21 protein-coding genes are annotated in these 22,221 nt (G+C 61.7%); 14 read left to right on the top strand and 7 right to left on the bottom strand.

Going from position 1 to position 22,221, the window contains the following annotated elements; translation table 11 throughout:
• Positions 1-754 precede the first annotated feature (754 nt).
• The 3 genes from AC4GYV_RS15380 to AC4GYV_RS15370 all read left to right on the top strand — a co-directional run bounded on the left by AC4GYV_RS15380 (position 755) and on the right by AC4GYV_RS15370 (position 6,541).
• On the top strand, positions 755-2,071 hold the full coding sequence (locus AC4GYV_RS15380) for a hypothetical protein (protein WP_491101576.1): 1,317 nt from the start codon (positions 755-757) through the stop codon (positions 2,069-2,071).
• Between the two features lie 9 nt (positions 2,072-2,080).
• Positions 2,081-5,494: a trifunctional glycoside hydrolase family 18/polysaccharide deacetylase/glycosyltransferase family 2 protein gene (locus AC4GYV_RS15375; protein WP_491101575.1), complete on the top strand. Its 3,414-nt coding sequence runs from the start codon at positions 2,081-2,083 to the stop codon at positions 5,492-5,494.
• 126 nt (positions 5,495-5,620) lie between these two features.
• Positions 5,621-6,541, top strand: a complete 921-nt coding sequence (locus AC4GYV_RS15370; RefSeq protein ID WP_491101622.1) for a formylglycine-generating enzyme family protein — start codon at positions 5,621-5,623, stop codon at positions 6,539-6,541.
• A gap of 40 nt (positions 6,542-6,581) precedes the next feature.
• Here AC4GYV_RS15370 and AC4GYV_RS15365 read toward each other — a convergent pair whose 3' ends face one another.
• Positions 6,582-8,087, bottom strand: coding sequence for an arylsulfatase (locus tag AC4GYV_RS15365; protein WP_491101574.1), 1,506 nt, complete (start codon positions 8,085-8,087; stop codon positions 6,582-6,584).
• Positions 8,088-8,189: 102 nt separating this feature from the next.
• Entirely contained in the window at positions 8,190-9,197 is a 1,008-nt protein-coding gene (locus AC4GYV_RS15360; protein ID WP_491101573.1) for a SphA family protein, read from the bottom strand.
• A gap of 318 nt (positions 9,198-9,515) precedes the next feature.
• Between AC4GYV_RS15360 and AC4GYV_RS15355 the strand changes: the two genes are divergently transcribed.
• From AC4GYV_RS15355 to AC4GYV_RS15330, 6 genes are all read left to right on the top strand, one after another.
• Positions 9,516-9,737, top strand: a complete 222-nt coding sequence (locus tag AC4GYV_RS15355; protein ID WP_491101572.1) for a hypothetical protein — start codon at positions 9,516-9,518, stop codon at positions 9,735-9,737.
• Positions 9,738-9,901: 164 nt separating this feature from the next.
• Positions 9,902-10,513 (top strand): helix-turn-helix domain-containing protein, encoded by a 612-nt coding sequence (locus AC4GYV_RS15350; RefSeq protein WP_491101571.1) that lies wholly within the window; start codon positions 9,902-9,904, stop codon positions 10,511-10,513.
• Between the two features lie 69 nt (positions 10,514-10,582).
• Positions 10,583-10,924: a hypothetical protein gene (locus AC4GYV_RS15345; RefSeq protein WP_491101570.1), complete on the top strand. Its 342-nt coding sequence runs from the start codon at positions 10,583-10,585 to the stop codon at positions 10,922-10,924.
• Between the two features lie 49 nt (positions 10,925-10,973).
• Entirely contained in the window at positions 10,974-11,408 is a 435-nt protein-coding gene (locus AC4GYV_RS15340) for a hypothetical protein (protein ID WP_491101569.1), read from the top strand.
• Between the two features lie 44 nt (positions 11,409-11,452).
• Positions 11,453-12,196 (top strand): 23S rRNA (guanosine(2251)-2'-O)-methyltransferase RlmB, encoded by a 744-nt coding sequence (gene rlmB / locus AC4GYV_RS15335; RefSeq protein WP_491101568.1) that lies wholly within the window; start codon positions 11,453-11,455, stop codon positions 12,194-12,196.
• Positions 12,196-12,813: a DNA-3-methyladenine glycosylase family protein gene (locus AC4GYV_RS15330; protein WP_491101567.1), complete on the top strand. Its 618-nt coding sequence runs from the start codon at positions 12,196-12,198 to the stop codon at positions 12,811-12,813. Before rlmB ends, AC4GYV_RS15330 begins: the two co-directional genes overlap by 1 nt.
• Position 12,814: 1 nt before the next feature.
• On the opposite strand, the gene AC4GYV_RS15325 is transcribed toward AC4GYV_RS15330, so the two are convergent.
• Both AC4GYV_RS15325 and AC4GYV_RS15320 read right to left on the bottom strand, forming a co-directional pair.
• A complete protein-coding gene (locus tag AC4GYV_RS15325; protein ID WP_491101566.1) occupies positions 12,815-14,035 on the bottom strand; it encodes a hypothetical protein in 1,221 nt (406 codons plus the stop codon).
• 123 nt (positions 14,036-14,158) lie between these two features.
• Positions 14,159-14,851 (bottom strand): pirin family protein, encoded by a 693-nt coding sequence (locus AC4GYV_RS15320; RefSeq protein WP_491101565.1) that lies wholly within the window; start codon positions 14,849-14,851, stop codon positions 14,159-14,161.
• A gap of 184 nt (positions 14,852-15,035) precedes the next feature.
• On the opposite strand from AC4GYV_RS15320, the gene creD reads away from it, so the two are divergent.
• Positions 15,036-16,409, top strand: a complete 1,374-nt coding sequence (creD, locus tag AC4GYV_RS15315; protein WP_491101564.1) for a cell envelope integrity protein CreD — start codon at positions 15,036-15,038, stop codon at positions 16,407-16,409.
• 111 nt (positions 16,410-16,520) lie between these two features.
• Positions 16,521-17,420 (top strand): LOG family protein, encoded by a 900-nt coding sequence (locus tag AC4GYV_RS15310; protein WP_491101563.1) that lies wholly within the window; start codon positions 16,521-16,523, stop codon positions 17,418-17,420.
• 37 nt (positions 17,421-17,457) lie between these two features.
• On the opposite strand, the gene AC4GYV_RS15305 is transcribed toward AC4GYV_RS15310, so the two are convergent.
• From AC4GYV_RS15305 to AC4GYV_RS15295, 3 genes are all read right to left on the bottom strand, one after another.
• On the bottom strand, positions 17,458-18,144 hold the full coding sequence (locus tag AC4GYV_RS15305; RefSeq protein ID WP_491101562.1) for a c-type cytochrome: 687 nt from the start codon (positions 18,142-18,144) through the stop codon (positions 17,458-17,460).
• Between the two features lie 72 nt (positions 18,145-18,216).
• A complete protein-coding gene (gene nudC / locus AC4GYV_RS15300) occupies positions 18,217-19,062 on the bottom strand; it encodes an NAD(+) diphosphatase (protein WP_491101561.1) in 846 nt (281 codons plus the stop codon).
• A complete protein-coding gene (locus AC4GYV_RS15295) occupies positions 19,052-20,050 on the bottom strand; it encodes an A/G-specific adenine glycosylase (RefSeq protein ID WP_491101560.1) in 999 nt (332 codons plus the stop codon). Before AC4GYV_RS15295 ends, nudC begins: the two co-directional genes overlap by 11 nt.
• A 24-nt stretch (positions 20,051-20,074) precedes the next feature.
• Between AC4GYV_RS15295 and AC4GYV_RS15290 the strand changes: the two genes are divergently transcribed.
• From AC4GYV_RS15290 to AC4GYV_RS15280, 3 genes are all read left to right on the top strand, one after another.
• Positions 20,075-20,620, top strand: a complete 546-nt coding sequence (locus AC4GYV_RS15290) for a DUF721 domain-containing protein (RefSeq protein WP_491101559.1) — start codon at positions 20,075-20,077, stop codon at positions 20,618-20,620.
• A gap of 4 nt (positions 20,621-20,624) precedes the next feature.
• Positions 20,625-21,383 (top strand): DsbA family protein, encoded by a 759-nt coding sequence (locus tag AC4GYV_RS15285; RefSeq protein WP_491101558.1) that lies wholly within the window; start codon positions 20,625-20,627, stop codon positions 21,381-21,383.
• Between the two features lie 61 nt (positions 21,384-21,444).
• Positions 21,445-22,206 (top strand): DsbA family protein, encoded by a 762-nt coding sequence (locus AC4GYV_RS15280; RefSeq protein ID WP_491101557.1) that lies wholly within the window; start codon positions 21,445-21,447, stop codon positions 22,204-22,206.
• Positions 22,207-22,221 lie beyond the last annotated feature (15 nt).

The raw sequence follows: 22,221 nt of genomic DNA, 5'->3' as shown, positions 1-22,221 counted from the left end.
GCACCGCCACCAGCTGGCTCAGCCAGAGCGACGGAAGCTTCTTCCATAGCCCCGCCACCTACGCCATGCCCACCAACTGGCACGTCCAGTCACCACCAGACCACTTCGTGTGAGATAGGGCTAGCCGCCCGATTGATCTGAAGCGCCTTCAGGTACGGATCGGGCACGAGAATATCCAGCTGACAATCGACGTTTACGATCACCTCATTTTGGATCGTAAGAGGCCGCCTGGGCCGCTTCTGCGGAAAAAGCCCTGCTCGGGTAGCGAAGTTCAACCATACACAGGCGAAACATGATAATGCGCTTTGGCCGATTTGGCGCCATGTTGTAGCAGACTGTAAATCTGCCCGCGCAAGCGTACGCTGGTTCGAATCCAGCCCTCTCCACCATTCCAAAACGTGCGATCCTGAGGGACAAGCGACGCCGACGGCGCCGTTCCTCAACATGAACAGACGTTCACCCCCTTGAAAGCGCTAGAAAACACAAAGGTCGTACAAAGCACGGCCGCCGAGCTCAGGGCGAGGGGCTTGGCTTAGACTGGCTCCGCGTCTGCGCCGGCGGATTTTCTAAAGAAGCCAGGCTGAAATGGCGACGCAGGGTTGAGAGTGTGATGAGGTCGGCGCAGCTTTTTCCCACTCCGATCTCGCCGGAACGCCTTGGGCGCGCCGGGGACAACCTCTTCCCTCTCACGGCTATCTGGGGTCTTTGCCTCGCCGGTCTCTCTATAGTTGCATTCGCCTATTGGCCCGGTGTTATGATCGACGACGCCAGGTGGCAGTACCAGCAGTCCGTCGATGGGGCGTACGAAAACTGGCACCCGCCGATGATGGCGTGGATCTGGCACCAGCTCATGATCATCAAGCCCGGGCCGGGACCGATGCTGCTCCTTCAGCTGTCGCTCTACTGGGTCGGTATCGGGCTGGTGGGAGTGTGGCTCCATCACCGCGGCAGTTCCCGGCTTGGACTAGCCGCCGCATGCGTGGGCTGGCTGCCGGCACCGATGGCCCTCATGGGAAGCGTAACGAAGGACTGCCTCATGGCCGGCACACTGACGTGTGCAGTGGGAGTGCTACTGTGGAGCAAAACGATCGCAAGCTCGAAAGCGCGCACCGCTCTCGTTCTACTGGCGATCATCCTGCTTCTTTTCGCCGCGTCGCTCCGCGCCAATGCATTCTTGGCATGTGTCCCACTGGGGCTGGCAGCTTTGCCGCAACGACTGATTTGCACTGTTCCGCGTTTCCTCCTCAGTGCGCTCGCCTCAATTACGATCTTTTTCATGGCACCGTGGGCCGTTGCTGCGGCCCTTCACGCGGAAGACACGTCACCCGAACTCTCGCTGATCATTTTTGACCTGGGCGGGGTCACCGAGCACTCGGGCGTCAGTCAGTTCCGTGACCTGCACGTTCCGGACGCGGTCAGTACCAATCATGGCTGCTATGATCCAACCGAATGGGATAGTTATTCGGACTGGGCACGGCGGCCCTGTCCACTCGGCTTCACGCCCTTCCAGGCGCTTGTGGATGAAGGCGATACTGACCCGCGAGCGGTTTGGTTGAAGGCAATCGTGAAGCATCCGCTCGCCTACGCGCAGCACCGGTTCGCGCACTTCAACCGGTCCACGTGGTTCCTGGTATCAGCCAATCCAATCCCGACCGCTTGGACCCAGTCAGTGGATAATCCGTGGAATTTCCGCGTCAGGCAAAATGCCGCACTGACGAAGGTGGACAATGTCGCCAACGCCACGGCGAAAACGCCGTTAGGCTGGCCTATCCTCTGGATTGCCCTCTCGCTGGCGATCCTGAGTGCCTGCTGGCTGGCCGGACTTTCTGAGATCGTAACGGCAATCGCGTCTTCAGCCTTCCTCTATGGGATGGGATATCTGGTCTTCGGAGTGGCGACAGGAATGCGCTACTATTTGTGGGCGATCACAGGAGCCGCTCTGGCTGCGATCCTGGCACTATTCGAACTCGGGAAGTCATCGGTTCGATCGCGACGTCGCGCGACGTTTATGGCTGCTTCGACCCTCTGCGTTCCAACGGCGATGGCAATCGCTGCCCGGATCTACCTTTGAAGCGCCACGATGGCTGATCGGCAGATCTTTTATGACCCGTCGGGGCGTCGCCGAAAGCGCTTCAGGCTGGCGATCATCTTGTTCGTTTTGCTAATCCTCCTCACGGCGACTGCGCTATTCGCGACAATTCGCGTCGTTCCCGCTGAACAGCCGCTGCCGGTGGCGCTCGAGCACGGAATTCCGCAGCCGGCTCCCAAGTCGAGCCTTCTGGCACGGACGGGGAAGCGGGTGAATCTGGCCATCATGCGGCTGCTCGGCACTCAGCCGCCGAGCGTGAGGAAGGTTGGGGCGCGTCGGGCCACCGAGGTGGCAACGGCCATGAGCAAGCCGCTGTACGTCGGGTTCTACGCACCTTGGGACCCAAGTTCGGTCGCTTCGCTGCAGCGGCACGTCAACGACATCGATTGGTTGGCCCCAGTGTGGGTTACGGTCACAGGCGCCAATCACCAATTTTCAGCATTGCCGGACCAGAGCGGCCGCGCCTTGCTCAATTCGACGCGGCACAGGCCGCTTATCCTTCCGGTCGTCCAAAACTTCCAGAACGGTCAGGTCGATAGCGCCGGCATCAAGGGACTGCTTGCTGATGCTCGCCAGCGTCGCCGATTCCTCAACGAGCTCGAGCCCTTCCTAGTCGCAAATCATGCCTCCGGCGCCGTCTTCGACTTTGAACAACTCGATCGCGCCGACCAGTCGAACTACCTTGAGCTGCTACGCGAGGCTCGCCGAGTCTTCACCCGGCACGGCTGGCTGATCACGGTCGCGGTGCCCGTCGATCAGCAGTGGGACCTTCGGCGCTTTTCGGCGCTTGCCGACAAGCTCTTCGTCATGGCTTATGACGAACATTCAAACGACGGCCCCGCCGGGCCCATTGCATCCCAACAATGGTGGGCCAGTTCCGTAGCAGCCGCGCTACGCGATATCCCGCGAAGCAAGGTTATCGTGACCATCGGCAATTATGCTTATGATTGGCATGACGGGACCGGGGATCCCGAGAACGTCGAGGAGGCATGGGTCGACGCCGGGGATAGCGACACCCGACCGTCGTTCGACCGGGGGAGCGCAAACAGCACGTTCGCTTACGATGACGAAAACGGGCATCCCCACACCGTTTGGATGCTGGATGCCGCGAGCGCATTCAACCAGCTCAGCATCCTCGATCGTGCAGGGCTCCGCGAAGTGGCGCTGTGGAAACTCGGATCGGAAGATCCCGGCTTATGGTCGATCTTCGGCAAATCCATTGCGGCACCACGTACCGTAAACGGCCTCGAGCATTTGGCTCAAGGAACGAACGTGGACATCGAGGGTCACGGCGAGATCCTGCGCATCACGGCTTTACCGACGGCCGGCGAACGCCGGTTCGCCCTCAGTCCGAACGGACTGATCTCGAACGTCGACTTTGTGCGAATACCCCGGCCTTACACCATCACCCGCACGGGGTACCGGCCTCGCCTGGTCGCCCTCACCTTTGACGACGGGCCAGATGAGCATTGGACGCCGCGCATACTCGACATCCTAAAGTCGAAACACGTCCCCGCGACCTTCTTCGTCGTCGGCGAAAACGCACTGACCGAGCCCGGGCTTCTCGAGCGGGAGGTGCGCGAAGGACATGAGGTTGGGAGCCACACTTACACGCACCCAAATCTGGCGACGGCCGACCGCACGCGTACCTTATTTGAACTCAATGCGACGCAGCGTCTGTTCGAGGCTTTTACCGGAAGAACGCTTAAGCTCTTCCGCGCTCCGTTCTTTGGCGATGCTGAACCGACAACGGCCGATGAAATCATGCCGGTGTGGGAAGCGCAAAACCGCGGTTACGTCTCCGTCGGGTTGCATGTCGACAGCGAGGATTGGCAGCGCCCCGGCGTCGCCGCGATCGTCAATAATGTCGTGTCCCGGATTCTAACCGCGCCTTCGACCTGCAACGACGAGTCCGACGCTCAGTGCAGCCGGAACATCGTTTTGCTCCATGACTCGGGTGGAAATCGAGAGCAGACCGTCGCCGCTCTGCCGATCATCATCGATACGCTGCGGGCTCACGGCTACCACTTCGTTGCCGTGTCCGAGCTCGCGGGCCTGACACCAAGCCAGGCGATGCCGCCCCTCTCGAGTTCCGACCATCTTGCTGCTCGGATCGATCTTGGCCTGTTCGAGCTCCTTGGATTCAGCATCAAGGTGCTCGGATTCCTCTTTGCAGCGGCAATCACGCTCGGGATCGGACGGGCGGTGGTGCTTTCCGGCCTCGCCCTCCTCTCAGCTTGGAATGAGCTGCGACGCGAGCCGCCGCCAATTGCTGAAGATATCTTCGTCAGCGTCCTGATCCCCGCATTCAATGAGGAACGGGTCATCGAGCGCTCGGTTTCGCAGGTTCTCGCGAGCAAGAACGTCCGGGTCGAAGTCATCGTCATCGACGACGGGTCGAAGGACCGGACGTCGCAGACCGTCGAGAACGCATTCCGCGGTGACCAGCGCGTGCAACTGCTGAGACTTGAGAACGGCGGGAAAGCACGGGCGCTCAATCATGGACTTGCCCTGGCCAGGAGCGAGATCGTCATTGCGCTCGACGCCGACACGCAGTTCGAGCCTGACACAATTGCGCGTCTGTCGCGATGGTTCGCGCAGGATGACCGGCTCGCCGCAGTCGCGGGCAACGCCAAGGTCGGAAATCGCATCAACTTGGTCACCCGATGGCAGGCCCTCGAATACATTACCGCGCAGAACCTCGAGCGCCGGGCCCTGGCGCGCCTTGGCGCGATGACCGTAGTTCCTGGTGCAGTCGGCGCATGGCGCAAGCAGGCGATCGCCGAGGTCGGAGGCTATCCGCCGGAAACACTAGCCGAGGACCAGGATCTCACGATCGCAGTTCAGCGCGCCGGGTGGACCGTCGCCTACGATCAGAGCGCTATTGCCTGGACGGAAGCGCCGCAGTCCTTCCGTCAACTGGCCCGGCAGCGCTTCCGTTGGGCCTTCGGGACGATTCAATGCGTCTGGAAACACAAAGCGATCCTCACTCAGGGGAAACCTCGCGGGCTCGCTCGAATCGGCCTTCCTCAAACGATCCTCTTCCAACTCCTATTCGCCCTGATCTCCCCGATCATCGACCTGGCACTATTGGCAAACGTCTTCTGGACGGTGAGTTCGATCCACGAGCATGGATACACTGCGGTAAAAGGCGATCTTCACCAGGTCGCGCTGTTCTGGATCATCTTTGGGTTGATCGACCTCACGGCGGGACTGATCTCCTTCGCGCTCGAGCGGGGAGAGGACTGGCGCCTGATCGGCTGGCTGATCCCCCAGCGCTTCGGCTACCGCCAGATCATGTACTACGTGGTCATCAAGGCCGTTGTGCAAGCGCTTCGGGGGCCGCGAGTGGGTTGGTCATCGATAGCCAGATCGGGGCAAGTCGCGGTCAGTAGCCCACGTTAATGGTCAGCGCCTTTGCAGCGTCACCGTGGGTTTCCCCCGATTTACGATGCGGAGCTCCTGCTGTGGCATGCGGGCATGAACGAGCAGCAGCTTAGAACGTCTCACGCCTTCGATCGTCAAACCGACATGGTGTTCCTGCCAGGTGGCGAGTTCTGGATGGGGTCCGATGCCCACTATCCTGAAGAAGCACCACGGCACCCGGTGCGGGTGGACGGGTTCTGGATCGATGTGGCGCCGGTCACCAATGCACAGTTCGCGGCCTTCGTCGAAGATACCCGGCACGTCACATTCGCCGAGATCGCGCCGGACCCGAAGGATTATCCCGGCGCACTGCCCGAGATGTGCAAGCCCGGGTCGTTGCTCTTCACCCAGTCCGAAGGCCCGGTCGACTTGCGGGACTGGTCGCAATGGTGGCGGTTTGCGTTCGGCGTCCACTGGCGCTGTCCGCAGGGTATCGACACGGACTGGCGCGACTTACCTGACCATCCGGTGGTTCACGTCACCCACGGCGATGCCGAAGCATATGCCAAATGGGCAGGAAAGGCGCTGCCGACCGAGGCCGAGTGGGAATATGCGGCCTGGGCCGGCGCGGAAGACTGCGAGTTCGCCTGGGGCGATGAACTCGAACCTGATCGCGAGCACCGCGCCAATGTCTGGCAGGGCCAGTTCCCCTGGCAGAACTCATGCGGCGACGGGTTCGCGAGGACTTCACCCGTCGGCAGTTATCCTCCGAACGGGTTCGGCTTGTCCGACATGATCGGCAATGTCTGGGAGTGGACCGAAGACTGGTTCAGCACACGGCATCCCGAGCCGGCCAACAAGCCGTGCTGCGTGCCCTCCAATCCCCGCGGCGGGCCCAAGTCCAACAGCCATGATAGCTGCGGCGGCCCACCAATTCCCAGGAAAGTGGTGAAGGGCGGATCGCATCTTTGTGCGCCAAGTTATTGCCGCCGCTACCGCCCGGCGGCACGCCATCCGCAGCCGATTGATTCCTCGACCAGCCACATCGGCTTCCGCTGCATCAGGCGCGACCCTCAAGCCAGCTGAGTGCCGCGATCGTATATGACCGCGGCACTCAATCAATTCCTCAAGCCTTCGGCATCAACTGCTCGACGATTTGATCGATGCTGAAGCTTGCCGAGCGGGCACGCGGTGGGAACTCCTTGAAGCTCGAAAGCCATTCCGCGATCATCGGTTGTGCCGCGTACAACAGGAACATATTCTCGACCATCCAGTCGTCATATTTGAAGCTCTCCGCGCCTCGCTCGAAAGGATCGGCGCGCAAATTGTAGAACTTAGGGACGCGCATAGGCGACAAGGGCTCACGCCATACATCGATGCCGGTGTGGCGCTGTTCGCTGAACACGATCTTATACTGGTTGAATCGCGCAGCCATCAGATCGCCGTCGTCGCTCCAGTAAATGAAGCCCTTGCGCGGGCTTTCCTTTTCCTTGCCTGCCAAGAACGGCATCAAATTGTAGCCGTCGAGGTGGACCTTGTAAGTCTTGCCGTCGATCTCGTACCCCTTCTTCACCCTCTCGACGAGGTCGGGCTCGCCGTTGGCAGCGGCGAACGTCGGAATGAAGTCCTGAAGTGAACCGATCTCATTGATCACCTGGCCAGGCTTGATGACGCCCGGCCAGCGCATGGCACATGGGATCCTCCAGCCGCCCTCCCAGTTGGTGTCCTTCTCTCCACGGAATGGTGTGGAGCCGCCGTCCGGCCACGACATAACTTCCGCGCCATTATCGGTGGTGAAAACCACGATCGTGTTGTCCGCGACGCCGAGCTCGTCGAGCTTGTCGAGCAGCTGCCCGACGTAGCCGTCTAGTTCCACCATCCCGTCGGGATACAAACCCAGTCCCGTCTTCCCGACAGACGACGGCTTCAGGTGGGTGAAGATGTGCATCCGGGTCGTGTTGAAGTAACAGAACCAGGGAGCGTCCTCCTTGGACTTGCGGTCCATGAAATCGAGCGCAGCCGCCAGGAACTCCTCGTCGACCGTTTCCATCCGCTCCTTCGGAAGCGGTCCGGTGTTCTCGATCGTCTGCTTGCCGACTCGCCCGAAATGCGGATCGACGGTGTCGTCGTCCTTGTCGGTCGCCTTGCATTTCAAGACACCCCTGGGCCCAAACCTTTCCCTGAATTTCGGATCCTTCGGATAGTTCTCGTAATAAGGCTCTTCCTCGGCATTCAGGTGATAGAGATTGCCGAAGAATTCGTCGAAACCGTGAACTGTCGGCAGATGCTCGTTGCGGTCGCCCAGGTGGTTCTTGCCGAACTGGCCAGTCGCATAGCCGAACTTTTTAAGGAACTGCGCAACGGAGGGGTCTTCAGCGCTCAGGCCTAATTCCGCTCCGGGCATCCCAACCTTTGTCAGGCCCGTACGGATCGGCGACTGGCCGGTGATGAAAGCCGCACGACCGGCCGTACAGCTCTGCTGGCCATAGAAGTCCGTGAAGTTCGCGCCCTCTTTGGCGATCCGGTCGATGTTGGGCGTGCGGTAGCCCATGATGCCGTTGTTGTTGCAGCTGATGTTAAACCAGCCGATGTCGTCAGACATGATGAACAGGATATTCGGGCCCTTGGGCATAATCGACTCCCTCGACCGAGCAATGGTGGAACGATGTCTTGACCCTTGGCTGGAACTCCGGGCCATCGGGGATTCACCCCAATGGTCTCCAACCATCTGAAATTATTGTGGCTTCGGCGGCGCCTCCGGCATGATCATCTTGATCGGGAAATCGAGGCTCAGGAAGAAAGCCTTGCCATTGTCGACACGGTTCTCAGCGCCGAATTCCTTGAACGCTCTTCCCCGTACCGAAACCGGCGTCTTGCCGACCTCGAAGTTGTAAACCGTGGTTAGCCCTAGTCCGGTGACCTTGCCCTTGTACGGGCCTAGCGTCGCGCCCGGTCCGCTGTCTCCGGTAACCTGGTTGAAGTGGTAGGCCTGGATGCCGGCCGCGAATGCTTTTGAGAATATCCGCTCGACGGACCCTTCAACGTGGAACTCGGTGCCGGTCTTATATTCGGTGTAGTGGTTCTTTCCGTTGAACGTCAGGCCGGCTTTTCCGCTCACGTCCCAGCCCGCTTTATCGTCATGCCAGGTGACGGCGGAAGACCAGTCCATGACCCACCGGTGGAACGACAGGTTGGCCAGCTTGTCCTCACGATAAGTCCCAAGCGGCAAATTGAACGTGGGTCCAATCGACAGGTGGGTGTTGCCTCCAAGGTTCCAGCTGGCGGTCGCAAGCACGATCGGGTCACCGACGATCCACGCGGTGTCGCTCTTGGAAATTGTAACCTGACCGCCATGCGGACCGGTAATCACTGCGCTGACATCCGCGCCGACTTTGCCCACGGCACCCGCACCGCCCACGGCGAGCGTGCCGCCCAGAAAGTTCGTGGTGGGTACCCACATGAGAGTCGCAAAATCGGCATCGATCCTGGCGCGCAGGCCTGCGACTAGGCTTCCGCCGACCACGAACTGCTTCGAAGCGTTCGACTCGCCGCGATAGTGGAGCATCGTATTGTCGAAATATAGTCCGCGCAGGGGCGGCAGGAGCGCCGCACCAGGTCCGCCTGATCCCAGCAGGTAAAAGCTCGCACCGCCCTCCGACGCGTTGGCGGGCGAGGCGGAAAAAGCGCAGAAGAGTGCGCCGACAAACAAGCAAGAAAATGACTTCGCTCGGCGCTGCGCCACTTCTCGTTCCTCCAGATCAGAGTTGCAGCGTAGCGAGCCGTTGTTGTCCCCTTCATTGGGGGAAACCCGGGTTCCAGCTGGGGCACCTTCTTACTGTTGCCGCGCGGGGTATCGCACCCAAATGCTCGCAAACATTGCAAAGCGAACCGAAATTTTAGCATGCGGCACCGCGCGATCTTCTCACCGACCGCCGCCGCAATCATATGTTAGAAAATCAGGGATATTCCGGATGAGGGGCCATTCGGACGGGACGAGCCGACGCAACGCTGCCCTGTCAGCATCTGTTGGTTTGATCCCGGTTCTTGGGATTGTGAAGCAATGTTCTTAGATCTGAATCCAGACCGCTTTTGGGATGAGCCAGCGGCTTGCAAGAGCTGCAAGGGGCCCATCCTTTCGAATGATGCTACCGAAAATGTGCAGGTACCCTTCGATGGGCAGCACAAGCTGCATGAGCTGAACGGCGTCTACCATTCCGAATGCGCGAAGCCCTTTCTCAGCCTGATGCACGCAATGACGTTGCTGTCCCGCACCCACCGTTAGGCGTTCGAATTCCAAAGCAGTTGAAGACTCTGCCTGCATCGCCGCGCCACGGTTGCCAGCATGCGTCTGCTGCTCGACATTTCCCGGAAAACTGCAGAAAAGTAGTAAAGCCGTTCGACATGGAATAAGGGTCTCCGACGGACTCGTTGCTCGGGGAGACCGCCATGTCGCGCGGGATGGGAACTGCTTTGAAGGAGACGGCGCGTTTGCCTGACGCGGCCGATGGACACGAGGGGCCTGCGAACGACGACCTTATGGCCCAAAAGGTTGCTCGGCTGAACGCCGGACAGCTCGATTGCCTGCGCCTCGTCGACCAGCACCTTTCATCGAAAGAGATAGCGGTCGAACTCGGGATTTCTCCGCACACCGTCGATCAACGCATCCGCCAGGCTCTTGCGATCCTCGGCGTCGAGCGCCGGACCCAGGCAGCGCGGGCCGTCGCGCAGTACAAAGGCCCATATCAACGATTGATACATCAATCGCCGTACATTGAGGCGGCAAGCTCGGAAGGCCAACCAGAGGCCGCGGTCAGTCATCAGATTCGGCACGCTGATCGCGCAGGGGAGGTCGGAGGAGCGAGTTTCCTAACCGAGCAGAGGCCCGCATTAATTCGGCCTTCCCTGCAGTTACCATTCGCCACCAGGAGTAACCCGCGTAATGAGATGAGCGTCGGACAGAGGCTCTTCTGGGTCGTTGCGATCGCTATCGGATCGGCCTTCTCAGCGGGCATGTACCTAGCCGGGCTCGAGAGCTTGGCCAGGCTGATGAAGGGCTAATCGAAACCACGTTCGTTCTCATTTCGGCAACCATCCCGCGCGATTCTGTTCGCGCGGAAAGGAGCAGTCATGCGCAAGCATCAGATTGAAGACGCCGCATTTGAGGTCGCCACCCAAGTGCGCGCCGTCGAAGACAGTATCGAAGCCGCCATCGCCGAGATCGCCGAATTGCAGGCGCGCATGGTTCGCGCCCGCGGCATCACTCGTGCAAACATGGTCGCAAGCCATCCTGCGTTCGAGCTACTCGCCGCAACCACGAACGGCTTGATTGCGGCGCGCGGCGCGATCGGGAATTGCCATAATGCCTTGGTGGAAACCAAGCAGACCATCCCCGGTCTGCGAACAGTTGCCATCGGCGATGAGGACTGCCCACCAAAGGTCGGCTTCGCCGATCTCAGGGTAGTCGCTTGAGCGCTGATTGACCGCACCCAACTAAGCGTGCTCCGGGCACGGAGGAACCATGGCTCCAACGTTCTTCAGAATCATGCTTGGGATCGTCGCGCTGTCTGCGTTTTGGCTTGGACGGCGCGACGAGCGGATCGTTGGAATCACGCTGGTGCTAGGCGTCGTCGCTACGCACCTCGTCATCTCTCCCGTGGCTCATCGCTATTCGGGGGTGGAGACGCCCGTGATGCTGGTGGATGTCGCAGTGTTCCTTGGCTTCCTGTGGGTCGCGCTTAAGTCGGAGCGTTTTTGGCCGCTGTGGATCGCTGGCCTCCAGCTCACCACCCTTTTCGGCCATCTGATGAAGTTCATCGCGTCCGATCTGGTCAATCGCGCTTACGGGGCGGCCTTGGTCTTCTGGAGCTATCCGATCGTGCTGATCCTCGCGATTGGCACGTGGCGGACGTACCGCCGTACGGCCGCCGAGAAGCGTTCGGCTCTTCCGGCCTGAACGGCCGCGCTGGACTCATGCGCTGCTGCGGCTAAGCGGAGCGCATGTCCCGCCGGAAGAAGTCGCATCAGAGCCACGGCACCCCGAACCGCCCCCGCCTGTGGGGCAAGCACGCGGTTTCGGCAGCACTCGACAATCCGGAGCGCCGCGTGCTGAAGGCCTGGGCGACGCGTGAAGCGGCAGGCTTCATGCAATTCCCTAAGGAGGTCGGAGTCACGCTGGCGGAAGCGCCCGATCTTGGAAGGCTGGTCCCAAACGACGCGCCCCATCAAGGCGTGGTGATCGAGGTCGAGCCGCTTGAAGAGATTTGGCTTGGCGAGCTGCTGAACGACGCACCCGAAAGGGCCGTCCTCCTCGTGCTCGATCAAGTCACTGACCCCCACAATGTCGGCGCGATCCTGCGCTCGGCTGCGGCATTCGGTGCGATTGGGATCGTCACGCAGGATCGGCATTCGCCGCCGGAAAGCGGCGTGGTCGCGAAGGCGGCGTCAGGTGCGCTGGAGCGCGTCCCATGGGTGCGGGTCGTGAACCTCGCGCGGGCGCTCGAGGAGATTGGCGAGGCGGGTTTCTGGCGGATCGGGCTGGCTGGTGATGCAGATACGGACCTCAAGGATGCGCTCGGACCGCCGCGTGTAGCTCTGGTGCTCGGCTCGGAAGGTCCCGGCATGCGGCAGAATACGCGAGAGCATTGCGATGCGTTGGCGCGGCTGCCCATCAGCGATGCGATTGAAAGCCTCAATGTGTCGAACGCGGCGGCGGTCGCTCTCTATGCGGCAAGCATCGCCTGATGGTCCGGTCGAAGCAGAGCATCAAAAGCCACGTGGAGGCGCTCGCCGGCCGTGAGCCGGCTTTTGCCGGAGTGCTCGAGAAGCATGGTATGCCGGAGCCACGGAGCAGCGAGCGGGGTGCGCAGACCCTGCTCCGGACGATCGTTGGCCAGCAAGTCAGTGTTGCCGCGGCGCGAGCGATGTGGGCCAAGCTGGAAGCCGCCTTCGGGTCGCCGCCTGATCTCAAGAAGCTCTTGGCGGCTAGCGATGAGGAGCTGCGCGCGGCTGGGATGTCGCGGCAGAAGTCGGGTTATATTCGCAGCCTTGCCGAGCTGGTGCTTTCGGGCGAGCTCGACCTCGAAAACCTTCCTGAGGATGACGAAGAAGCCATTGCGCTACTGACGAAGATCAAGGGCATCGGGCACTGGTCGGCGGAAATCTATCTACTGTTCGCGGAAGGCCGTGCAGACGTGTTCCCTGCCGGTGATCTCGCCGTGATGATTGAGCTGGGCCGCCTGATGGGGCTCGCCGATAAGCCGAGCGAGAAGCAATTGCGCGAATTGGCGGAAGCTTGGCGCCCCTATCGCGGCGCGGCAGCAGTGCTCGCATGGCACAGCTATAACAGTAGCGTGCTCTAGCTTAGCGGCGCACGCCGTTCGGCAGCTGCTTCGCGCCAAGGCTCCGGAAGATCCGATCTCCTTGATCCAGACGGAAGGGAGCCATCTTGCCGCCCTCATTGTCGCGGCCGAGTAGATAAGCGACTGACGTCTGCCCATCACCAGATCCACGGCGATAGAAAGCGTTGAACGCCAGCAAGGGCAGAAATACCTGCCGGCCGCCCGCATCATAGACACGAACATGATCGCGGCCGGTGACCACCTGAGTCTTGAACGAGGTCCGCGACAGCGGATGGAGCACGTCAATCGCATTGCCGGGGCCGGCGGGCCGGCCGAAGAAGGCGGAAAGCTCCTGATCCTGCGTCTCTCCGGCGTTCACGACGACGGCCTCGATCAGGATGTCGCGCGCAGGTGCGTTTCCTGAATTAAACAGCTCCAGCTCGAACTCCGTCGTGACCGCTTCGTCAGTGACGATGCAGCGGAGCGGTTGCGCGCTCACCTCGACCCAGGGACGAAGGCCCGTGGAGACAATGCCCACCGGCTTTGACGGAGGCGGAGGCGGCGATGCGGCGCGGGGCGGAGGCACCGGATCCGGCTTCGGCTGCGGCGCGGGAGCAGCTGCCGGAGTCGGGAGGTGCGCTGGCTTGGGGGCCTTGAACAAATCCACCTGAGGCCCGCCGGCAAAGGCGTGGCGCGATCGATTGCGCCAAAAGAGAAACGCCCCGCCCGCGCCGAGCGCAACGGCCGCCAGGAGCCAGGGCCAAAGCGAGAAGCCACGCTCTGGTGCCAGCGTCGGGCTAGCGGCCGGCGCATCCCCGACGGGACTGAGCGATGAAGCCGACGCAGGGGTCGGCGCCGCCTGCGTCAGGCTCGTCGGAGCAGGCGTGCTCGGAAGCGGTTGCGTAGTGGCTTCAGCTGCCTGCTGACGAGCGGGTTCCGACCGGCGCTCTGGGGTGGGCGTCGCCTGAACAGTTCGCCGTATAGCCTCACGTGATGCGGGAGCAGGTGTCGCGGCCTGCTCGTCAGTCGCGCTCGTGGTCGGCCGCGACGCGGCGGGCTGAGCCGGCGGCTCGGCCGTTCGAGTGACATTGCCCTGCAAACTGAAGTTCTGCAGTTCGCGCGGACCGACTGAATCTGTCGCGGGCGGATTGGATGGGGGCGCCTCCTGCGCAAGCGCAGCGGCAGGCCCGAGCGAAAGCCCGGCCGCCAACATCGCAATAGTCCAGCGCAACGCGCCCCTCATCTACTCCCCGCCTCTGTCAGTGAATCGCGCCATTTTCCGCGGCGCGACAGGCACATGCCTCCGACACGCCCGTCATTCAAGCATAGCTTGGATGAACCGAACCGGACTCGCGTCCGGATCGGCTTACTGGGCGTCGACCAGGACCAGTTCGGCGTCGTCCTCGGCTTGGATGTCCAGCTTGGTCTCACCGGTGATGGCCACCCCATCGCGCGGACCGGCCTCTACGCCGTTCACGCGCACGCGGCCGCTCGGGACCAAATAGAGGTGACGGTCGGGCGAAGCATCGATCGCGATGGATTCGCCGGCCTTCACGGTCGCGCCGAGGATCTTGGCGTCAGCGTTGATCGTCAGGACTCCGTCATCGGCATTGCCGCTGGCGAGGAGCTGGAACGCGCCTTCACGCGAGTCCTTCGGAAACGGCATTGCGCCCCAACTCGGCTGGGCCGACGGCTTGTCGGTCTCGATCCAGATCTGGAAGAGCGTCGTCTGCTCGTTCTCGAGATTATACTCTGCGTGCACGACACCCGTGCCGGCGCTCATGACCTGCACGTCGCCGGCCCCGGTCCGGCCCTTGTTGCCCATCGAATCCTGGTGCGTGATTGCTCCAGTCCGGACGTAGGTCACGATCTCCATGTCGCGGTGCGGGTGCGGCGGGAAGCCGGACTGCGCGGCGATCTGGTCATCGTTCCAGACGCGAATACGGCCCCAGCCCATCCGGCCCGGGTCGTAGTAGTTCGCGAAGGAAAAGTGGTGGCGGGCGTTCAGCCAGCCGTGGTCGGCATGGCCGAGGCTATCGAATTTGCGGACGTCGATCATGGCTCTGATTTGGGCAAGCGCCGTTGGGCATCAAGTGTCACGCATGTGACCAAAGATCAGCGATGAAACGTGCTGTTCCGTAGATGAGCTGAGCGATGCTTCTCAGCGATTACTCAGACGTTGCTCATGACCGGCATCCTCTTTGGACAGCACCCTTTCCTCACAACAAGAGGAGGAAAATATCGTGCTCAGAACCTATGGGGAACGTACCCCGGGATCTAAATTGGTGCTGGCGATCGTCGTCGGCCTCGTTCTCACCATTCCGCTCTTCTCGGTCTGGCTGCTGATCTACGATCGTCAGTCGCAGTCGAAAGAAGCGACGGCTTCGATCACCGAAGGCTGGGGCGACCAGCAAACGATCAGGGGCCCGCTGCTGGTCATCCCCTATCGAGCAACGACGACCGAGACGTTCGACGAGAACGGAAAGACTGTCACGCGCACAAATCAGGTGAAGCGCGAGTTGAAGCTTGCCCCAGAAGCGGTCGAATTCTCGACTGATGTGCGACCGGAGGTGCGCAAGCGCTCGATCTACGAAGCCGTCGTTTACGACGCTCAAATTTCCGGCAAGGCGCGCTTCGCCTTTCCCACAGATCTCAGTCGCACGGGCGTCGATCCTTCGCAGATGGACCTGACGCGCGCCGAGCTCCGGTTCGGCCTCAGCGATCCGCGCGGGCTCGGCGCGAATCCCAGGGTCAACGTGTCCGGCATTCCGCTCAAGCTTCAGCCCGGCGGTGGCAGCAGTGGCGGACAAGGGTTCTTTGCATGGCTTGATGCGACCGGCATTACCGGCAAACCGCTGGCGATCGATTTCGCCTTCAACTTCCGCGGCAATGAATCGGTTGGCCTGGTTCCGAACGCGGGCGACACCGCGTGGAAGGTGCGTTCGTCATGGCCGAGCCCGAGCTTCGGCGGAGCATTTCTTCCGCAAGGTCGGCGCGTGGGGGACAAGGGCTTCGACGCGGTCTACCGCATCAGCAACCTTGCGCTTGGGCGATCGCTGGTCAGCACGAGCGATCCGGCAGCAGCCGCAGCAGCCGCAAGAGAGATAGCGACTTGCGACCCCATCCCGCAGGCGGCGCAAATTAGCCTGATCCAGCCGGTCGATCCCTATTCGCAGGTCAACCGCGCCACGAAATACGGCTTCCTGTTCATCGGCTTCACGTTCCTAGTGCTGCTGATGTTCGACGTCATCGGAGGCGTGCCGGTATCGGCGGTGGAGTATCTGCTCATGGGCGCAGCGCTGATCCTGTTCTTCGTGCTCTTGCTCGCCTTCGCGGAGGTGATCGGCTTCACACCTGCCTATGTGGTCGCGTCAGGAGCCATCGCAGGCCTCAACACGGCCTACTCGGCGGCCGTACTTAGAAGCTGGCTGCGGGGCGCCTTCATCGGCGCCCTTCTGATCGGCCTCTATGCAGTGCTTTACATCCTTCTCAGTCTCGAGGCCTTCTCGTTGCTGATCGGCTCGGTTCTGCTCTTCGCGGCGCTTGCTGGTGTGATGTACGCCACGCGGCGAATTGACTGGGGTGGTAAAAAGCAACCGGCCGAGATTGCCGCTTAGTCACACGTACTGTGACTGAAGAGTACCGGCTGTGGGCTAATGTCCGCAGCCGGTATTCGCTTGTCGGCGTGCATCGTGACGATGCCGAACTTTGCGGCTAGGCCCCCGCCCATGAAGACCCAACCTGTACCGCCCAAACGCATCTTTCCGTCATCCAAAGTCGACGCTCGCACCGCAGAGCACGTCCCTTCGATCCCGCAGACCGAGAACTCGGCTTACAAGCTGGCCTTCCAGGACGACGACTTCCTGCTGCGCGAGGATCTGCGACCGGTGCGCTTCCAGCTCGAGCTGCTGAAGCCCGAGCTGCTGCTCAATGAGGCAGGCATTGGGTCGACGTTCGTCTTTTATGGCTCTGCCCGCATCCCGGCGCCCGAGATGGCTGACGCGCTTGTCGCCGCCGCCAGCAATCCGCAGCAGGAAAAGATTGCCGAGCGGCTCAAGGCCAAGGCGAAATATTATGAGGTCGCGCGCGAGCTCGCGAAGCTCGCGAGCCGCTGCGGCTGCGACGAGGAAGGCAAGCAGCATTTCGTCGTATGCTCGGGCGGTGGCCCCTCGATCATGGAAGCCGCGAACCGTGGCGCGTCCGAAGAAGGCAGTGATTCAATCGGCCTTAACATCGTGCTTCCGCACGAACAGCTACCGAACCGTTACGTCACACCGAGCCTAAGCTTCCAGTTCCACTATTTCGCGCTGCGCAAGATGCACTTCCTGCTTCGCGCCCGCGCGGTCGCGGTGTTCCCGGGCGGCTATGGAACGTTTGACGAGATGTTCGAGCTGCTGACGCTAGTGCAGACCGGCAAGGTGCGGCCGCTCCCGATCCTGCTGTTCGGGCGCGACTATTGGAACCGGGTCATCAACTTTGAGGCGATGGTTGAAGAAGGCGTGATCGCGCCGCACGATCTGGACCTGATCCACTGGTGCGAGGACGCACAGGAAGCGTGGGACTTCGTCACCGACTTCTATGCTGAGCACCCGCACCCAGTGCCGGTCCAGTCGGCCCCGCCGGAGTAAGGTTCAACACGCTCCTGCTTCCGCAGGAGCACCGGCGTTATTTCTTGCCTGGAGCCCCGCCGGCGTCACCGCCGCTTGTCTGCGGGGAGGTGCCCGCAGCGGAAGCTGGCAACGTCGGCTCTTTCTCTGCCTTCTGAGGACCGTTGTTCGGGCCCGTTCCTGGCTTGGCTGCCGACGCATCTGCCGTTGCTGCTGCCGGGGCCGCCGGAAGCGGCTGCGGATGGCCGCTCTGCTGGTTGAGATAGGCCATGACGTCCGCACGATCCTGCGGGTTACTGAGGCCCGCGAAAGTCATCTTCGTGCCAGGAGCGAAGTTGCGCGGGCTGGTCAGCCATTGGCTGAGATTATCCCAATTCCAGTTGCCGCCCTTCTTCGCCAGCGCATCGGAGAAAGCGAACCCTCTGCCCTGGCCGATCGGCTCCCCGAGCACGCCCCAAAGGTTCGGGCCAAGCTGGTTCGGGCCACCGTTGGTCGCATTGTGGCAGGCGGCGCACTTGTTGAAGATCTGCGCGCCCTTCGCAGGGTCAGCCTTCGCGAGGAAGGTCTCGATGGGCTGCTCGGCAGCTGCTCCGCCCTCCCCTTCTTGTTCGACGCCGGCGATCGGGAAGCCCATCTTTTCGGGACGCTCACTGTGGAACATCTCACCGGCCACTATCGAGGAGCCGAGCGCAACAATACCTGCGAACAGCACCCAGCCAGCGATGGTGTTGAAGCGATCGTCCATGGATTTTCCCTGCTTTTCCCGCGGACGCGGGCGAATGGATTTGCGGCCTCTTAAGGGGGAGATTGCGACGCTTCAAGCGTCCAGCCAGTGCTCTAGTAAAGTCCGGGCAATCGCCGTGCGAGGCGGGGGCTGGAAAGGCGCTCCTTCCTCTCGCGCCATGCCTCGACGAACCTCCTCTCGCGTAAACCACCGGGCGTCTTCAAGCTCGGTCGTGTCGATGACGAGATCTCCGTTCGCTGCTTCGGCCCAGCAGCCAATCATGAGCGAAGAAGGGAAAGGCCATGGCTGGCTCGCAACGTACCGCACGTCGCGGACGTCGATACCCGCCTCCTCCTTCACTTCCCGCGCGACGGCAGCCTCGATCGACTCGCCGACTTCCACGAAGCCGGCAAGCGCCGAGTAGCGATCCGGAGGATAGTGCGGCTGGCGGCCGAGTAGCACCCTCCCCTCATGCTCCACCAGCATGATCACGACGGGATCGACGCGGGGGAAATGTTCGGCCGAGCAACGAGGGCACAGGCGCGACCAGCCGCCGCGGACGATTTCGCTCGCATGACCGCAATTGGCGCAGAAGCGGTGCCGCGCATGCCAGCGCGCCAGGCTCATGGCTGCCGCGAACAGAGGCGCATCTGCCTCATCGAGTTGGGTCAGCAACGGCATGACGCTGAAGGCCTGGGTGGCAGGATCGGTCAGTGCAGAGAAACGAGGGGCGCCTTGGTCCAGGCCCAGGAACAGGGTAGCGTCGCTGATCTCTCGCCACTGCAGCGCTCCGACGTCGTCCATGGCAGGAATCCCGTCGCGCCAAACGAGTTCACGCGCATCGTCGCGCTCCGCGAGCGCTGCAATCTTGTCCGGCGTCGCTCGAAGCTGATCGGCCCGGTCGAGCCCGGGTCCGGAGAAGAATGGCTCAGGCCGCATGCCGAACCTCGGCGAGAGCGATCTCCGCAGCCTTGCGGTAGAGGGTCGGCAATCCTGCTTCCTCAAGACGATCGAGTGGATGCCACCAGCCTTGACCCTCCGGCTCGGATCGGAGGACGACCTGGAGGTCGAGCGAGAAATGGGTGAAGACGTGCCGCACGGTTCCGATCGCATTGCTCCCGTGAACCTGTGAGTCCGTCCATTCTGTCCCGGGCAGTGACGCCATGCCGCCAAGCATTCCCTTGGCAGGGCGGCGCTCCAGCCAGACCTGCCCCTCGTGCTCAGTCCAGTAAGCTACGCCAAACCTATGCGGGCGTTCGCGGCGATGCTTCGGCCGCGGAAATGCCTCAGGATTACCGCTCTGAACGGCACTGCAGTGCTCTGTCAGCGGACAAGAACCGCAGCGGGGTGCCTTCGGGCGGCAAATCGTCGCGCCGAGATCCATCATTGCCTGGGTGAAGTCGCCAGCACGTCCGGCCGGAATCATCCGCACCACAAGTTGTGCAATTTCATCCAAACTTGGATCTGCAAGGCCATTTAGCCGAGCAACCACTCGTCGAACATTTGTGTCGACGGCCGGTGCTACCTCCCCGAAGGCGATCGCCGCGATTGCGCCAGAAGTGTAGGCGCCAACGCCCGGAAGCTCACGAAGCTCTTCGGCGGTAGAAGGAAACGTCCCTTGCCGCGCGACCTCGCGAGCGCACGCGATCAGGTTCCGGGCCCGGGCATAATAGCCAAGGCCCGCCCACTCCGAGAGAATGTCCTCGTCCGGTGCAGCGGCAAGCGCTTCGATCGTTGGCCAGCGTTCTACGAATCTCTCGAATCGCGGCTTCACCGTTGCAACCGTCGTCTGCTGAAGCATCACCTCGCTCAGCCAAACGCGGTAAGGCTTCGGCGGCGGTTCACCGGGTGCGGCGCGCCATGGGAGACGCCTGAAGTTATCCACATAATGTTGGAGCAGCAGTGCTGCGGCATTGGCGGTCACCATGTCGCTATGCCATGCTGAAGCGTCATGTCGAAGAGAAAGCCCGAAGAATCCGAACGTAGCTGCCGACCGCGCGCAGCGGGCGAGCTGCTGGGCGACATCGGCGGACAGTCGTTCAAGCGCTTTGGCTTCGTGCAGAGCTCGATCGTCAGCCGCTGGTCGGAGATCGTCGGCGAGCGCTACGCCAGGGTGTCCTGCCCCGAATCGATCAAGTTTCCGACCGGCAAGAAAGCCGGGGGCGCACTGACCCTTCTGGTGGAGGGCGCGCATGCTCCACTCATCCAGCATCTCGCGCCGATGATCATCGAGCGGGTGAACCGTTTCTTCGGCTACTCGGCCGTGAACCGGGTCATATTTCGGCAGGGAAAGCCGCCTGCGCCGCCTGCTCGACCGCAGCGCCCACAGCTCGCGCCAGTTCCCAAGGAACTCGGCGAAGGCCTGCGCGAAATCGCCGATCCTGAGCTTCGGGCCTGCCTTGAGTCGCTTGGCGCACAAATTGCCGCTACGAGCGGCCCGCCTTTGCTAGGGGACGAAGGCACCAAGCCGATACCGGTGATCAAAGGAGTCAAATAGATCCATGAATGTCCGCAATCTGATGTTGTGCGCGGTGGCAGTCGCGGCGGTTGCAGGGTGCAACAAAGGCAATGGCAGCACTGGCGGAAGCACCGCCGACAATAGCAAGGTGACGATCACCCAAGCGAAGCCTGCGCCCGGAAGCGACTGGAGCAGCGTCGTGAACGCCACCTCTGCAGGATTCATGATGGGCAATCCGGATGCCAAGGTGAAGCTGGTCGAGATCGGCTCTCTCTCCTGCCCGCACTGCAAGGCATTCGAAGAGGAAGGCGCACCCAAGCTGATCGAGAAATATGTGAAGAATGGCGACGTGAGCTGGGAATTCCGGCCCTACGTGATTCACGGTCCGATTGACATGGCTGCCAACATCATCGCGCGGTGCGGCGGTGCGAAGACCTTCTTCCCGCTGACCGAGGCCATGTACAAGGATCAGGACGTCATCCTCGCGAAGATCCAGGCCGCTCCACAGGAGAAGGTCGCCGAAATACAGAACCTGCCGACCAATCAGGTCTTCGTTCAAATGGCGAATCTTCTCGGTCTTCAGGATTGGGCTGCGGCCCGTGGTGTGTCGCAGGAAAAGAGCAACAAGTGCCTGAGCGATCAGAAGATGATCGACAATGAGGTCCAGCTGACGACCGACGTCGGCAATCAATACCCTGATTTCTCGGGCACGCCGGCGTTCATCATCAACGGCAAGATGCAGCCCAAGGAGACGACGAGCTGGGCCTTGCTTGAACCTGCGATCCAGTCTGCACTGAAATGAACCGGTCGGCGCCCTGGCCAGGGGAACCGGGGCGCCGCGACCAACGGAGTGATTTGAATCGATGAAGCCGACGACCTTCCTCATCTGTGCTGCCGCGGTGGCCGCCATTGCCGGCTGCAACTCCAAACCGGGCGATGCCGCCACCAACACTGCCGCGGCGACAACGATGTCCCCGGTCGCTGCGCCGAAGAACGGCGACTGGAGCACGGTTGTTACTGCTACACCCGCTGGCGGTTTTCTGATGGGCAATCCGGCCGCAAAGGTGCAGCTGATCGAGATCGGCTCACTGACTTGTCCGCACTGCCGGGAGTTCGACGAGACCGGCGTAACGCCGTTGATCCAAGGCTACGTGAAGACCGGGAAAGTCGGATACGAATTCCGCAATTACGTCCGGGATCCGTTCGATCTGGCAGCAGCGCTGATCGCCCGATGTGGCGGAGCGAAAAGCTTCTTCCAGCTGTCGCGCGCGCTCTACAAGGACCAGTCGACCTGGGTGGGCAACATCCAGAAGGTGCCGCAGGATCAACTCGAGGCCCTGCAGAATCTGCCGCCCAACCAGCAATTCCTGAAAATCGCGCAGCTCGCCGACCTTCAAAGCTGGGCGGCGGCCCGCGGATTGCCGCAAGCCAAGTCGACCCAGTGCCTGACGAACGAAAAGTCCGTTCAGCAGCTGGTACAGATGAACAGCGACGTCACGAGCCAATTCCCGGATTTCCAGGGAACGCCGAGCTTCGTCATCAATGGGAAGTACTTCCCAATCCAAAACGGTACGCCGGTCTGGGACCAGCTGAGAGCAGGTCTCGACAAGGCGCTCGGCGGATAGAGCGGTCGTAAGGGG

The sequence above is a fragment of the Sphingomonas sp. SP4 genome, from assembly GCF_058313375.1.
The sequence above is the reverse complement of the archived record's forward strand: the minus strand, read 5'-3'. Positions and strand labels throughout refer to the sequence as shown.

Coding starts and splice junctions, on each gene's coding strand:
- AC4GYV_RS15380 (WP_491101576.1), top strand. CDS start 755: ATGATCGACGACGCCAGGTGGCAGTACCAGCAGTCCGTCGATGGGGCG.
- AC4GYV_RS15375 (WP_491101575.1), top strand. CDS start 2,081: ATGGCTGATCGGCAGATCTTTTATGACCCGTCGGGGCGTCGCCGAAAG.
- AC4GYV_RS15370 (WP_491101622.1), top strand. CDS start 5,621: ATGGTGTTCCTGCCAGGTGGCGAGTTCTGGATGGGGTCCGATGCCCAC.
- AC4GYV_RS15365 (WP_491101574.1), bottom strand. CDS start 8,087: ATGCCCAAGGGCCCGAATATCCTGTTCATCATGTCTGACGACATCGGC.
- AC4GYV_RS15355 (WP_491101572.1), top strand. CDS start 9,516: ATGTTCTTAGATCTGAATCCAGACCGCTTTTGGGATGAGCCAGCGGCT.
- AC4GYV_RS15350 (WP_491101571.1), top strand. CDS start 9,902: ATGTCGCGCGGGATGGGAACTGCTTTGAAGGAGACGGCGCGTTTGCCT.
- AC4GYV_RS15345 (WP_491101570.1), top strand. CDS start 10,583: ATGCGCAAGCATCAGATTGAAGACGCCGCATTTGAGGTCGCCACCCAA.
- AC4GYV_RS15340 (WP_491101569.1), top strand. CDS start 10,974: ATGGCTCCAACGTTCTTCAGAATCATGCTTGGGATCGTCGCGCTGTCT.
- rlmB (WP_491101568.1), top strand. CDS start 11,453: ATGTCCCGCCGGAAGAAGTCGCATCAGAGCCACGGCACCCCGAACCGC.
- AC4GYV_RS15330 (WP_491101567.1), top strand. CDS start 12,196: ATGGTCCGGTCGAAGCAGAGCATCAAAAGCCACGTGGAGGCGCTCGCC.
- AC4GYV_RS15325 (WP_491101566.1), bottom strand. CDS start 14,035: ATGAGGGGCGCGTTGCGCTGGACTATTGCGATGTTGGCGGCCGGGCTT.
- AC4GYV_RS15320 (WP_491101565.1), bottom strand. CDS start 14,851: ATGATCGACGTCCGCAAATTCGATAGCCTCGGCCATGCCGACCACGGC.
- AC4GYV_RS15310 (WP_491101563.1), top strand. CDS start 16,521: ATGAAGACCCAACCTGTACCGCCCAAACGCATCTTTCCGTCATCCAAA.
- AC4GYV_RS15305 (WP_491101562.1), bottom strand. CDS start 18,144: ATGGACGATCGCTTCAACACCATCGCTGGCTGGGTGCTGTTCGCAGGT.
- nudC (WP_491101561.1), bottom strand. CDS start 19,062: ATGCGGCCTGAGCCATTCTTCTCCGGACCCGGGCTCGACCGGGCCGAT.
- AC4GYV_RS15295 (WP_491101560.1), bottom strand. CDS start 20,050: ATGGTGACCGCCAATGCCGCAGCACTGCTGCTCCAACATTATGTGGAT.
- AC4GYV_RS15290 (WP_491101559.1), top strand. CDS start 20,075: ATGTCGAAGAGAAAGCCCGAAGAATCCGAACGTAGCTGCCGACCGCGC.
- AC4GYV_RS15285 (WP_491101558.1), top strand. CDS start 20,625: ATGAATGTCCGCAATCTGATGTTGTGCGCGGTGGCAGTCGCGGCGGTT.
- AC4GYV_RS15280 (WP_491101557.1), top strand. CDS start 21,445: ATGAAGCCGACGACCTTCCTCATCTGTGCTGCCGCGGTGGCCGCCATT.